The organism is Burkholderia sp. HAN2018 (assembly GCF_024704855.1).
Classification (GTDB): Bacteria; Pseudomonadota; Gammaproteobacteria; order Burkholderiales; family Burkholderiaceae; genus Burkholderia; species Burkholderia cepacia.
This window is the reverse complement of the sequence record NZ_QOBB01000515.1, coordinates 1-1,110: the sequence shown is the minus strand read 5'-3', so window position 1 is coordinate 1,110 and position 1,110 is coordinate 1. Positions and strand designations below refer to the sequence as shown.

The 1,110-nt window shown below is 71.9% G+C and carries 2 protein-coding genes; both read left to right on the top strand.

Annotation, left to right across the window (positions count from 1 at the left end):
* A partial coding sequence (locus DPV74_RS41485) for a thioesterase domain-containing protein (protein ID WP_240440121.1) occupies positions 1 to 891 on the top strand: 891 nt, incomplete at its 5' end.
* Positions 888 to 1,110 (top strand): Gfo/Idh/MocA family oxidoreductase (locus DPV74_RS41480; protein ID WP_162923343.1); only part of this gene is annotated, 223 nt, incomplete at its 3' end. The genes DPV74_RS41485 and DPV74_RS41480, both read left to right, overlap by 4 nt.

Sequence of the window (1,110 nt, the reverse complement as noted above, 5' to 3'; positions counted from 1 at the left end):
GGCGGCGTGCGGCCGATCCCGCTCGCGCCCGGCGACGGCGTGCCGCGCGTGATCGTGCACGAAGGGCTCGGCACCGTGCATGCATATCGTCCGGTCATGCCGGCGCTCGCGCGGCTCGGCCCGGTGCTCGGCTTCGCGGTGCGCGACGCGCAGGACTATCTCGACCTGCCGGCGCGCCACCTGAACGCGACGCTCGGCCGGCGTTATGCGGATGCGCTGTGGCGCACCGGCGTGCGCGAGGTCGACGTGCTCGGCTACTGCTCGGGCGGCCTGGTCGCGCTCGAAATGGCGAAGTCGCTGGTGCAGCTCGGCGTCGAGGTGCGCACGCTCGACATCGTGTCGAGCTACCGGATTCCGTACCTGATCGAAGACGAGCGGCTCGTGCTGTTCAACTTCGCGGCGACGCTCGGGCTGCCGCTCGACGCGCTCGGTTTTCCGGAGACGTACGTGCTGGCCGACGCACTCGCCGACGCATTGAAGGCCGACCCCGCGCGTCTCGCGCCCGGCAGCCTGCAGGCCCAGCTGGAGATTTTCGGCGACCGCTGCGAGCCGCTCGATACGTTGCGCCGCCGCGTGCTGCGCGCGGCCGCCGGATTGTCGATGCAGGACGAGGTCGCGCATCCGCTGCTCGACGAGCGCGAACGGCTGTACCGGCTCTTCATGCATTCGGTGCAGGCGAGCCACTGGGCGGGCGACGCGCCGTACGCGGGTGCGCTGCGGCTGTTCGTGCCGGAGCGCTGCAACCCGCTGATTCCGCAGCAGCGCGCGGCGCTCACCGAATACTGGACGGCGCAGGCGCTCGGCGGCATCACGTCCGTCGACATCCCCGGCGGTCATTTCGACTGCCTGAACGCCACGTTCGTCGACACCCGCCTGAAGGAGGCGCAATGAAGGCTCATCCGCTGCCGGTCGTCGTGGCCGGCTCCCGCTTCGGCCAGTTCTATGCGGCGGGCCTCGCCGCGTCCGGCACGTATCGCGTCGCAGGCATCCTGGGGCAAGGCAGCGCGCGTACCGCTGCGCTGGCCGCGCGCGTCGGCGCGCCCGTGTTCGACCGTCCGGAAGCGTTGCCCGACGACGTGCGCGCTGCGTGCGTCGCGGTCGGCGGCGCGG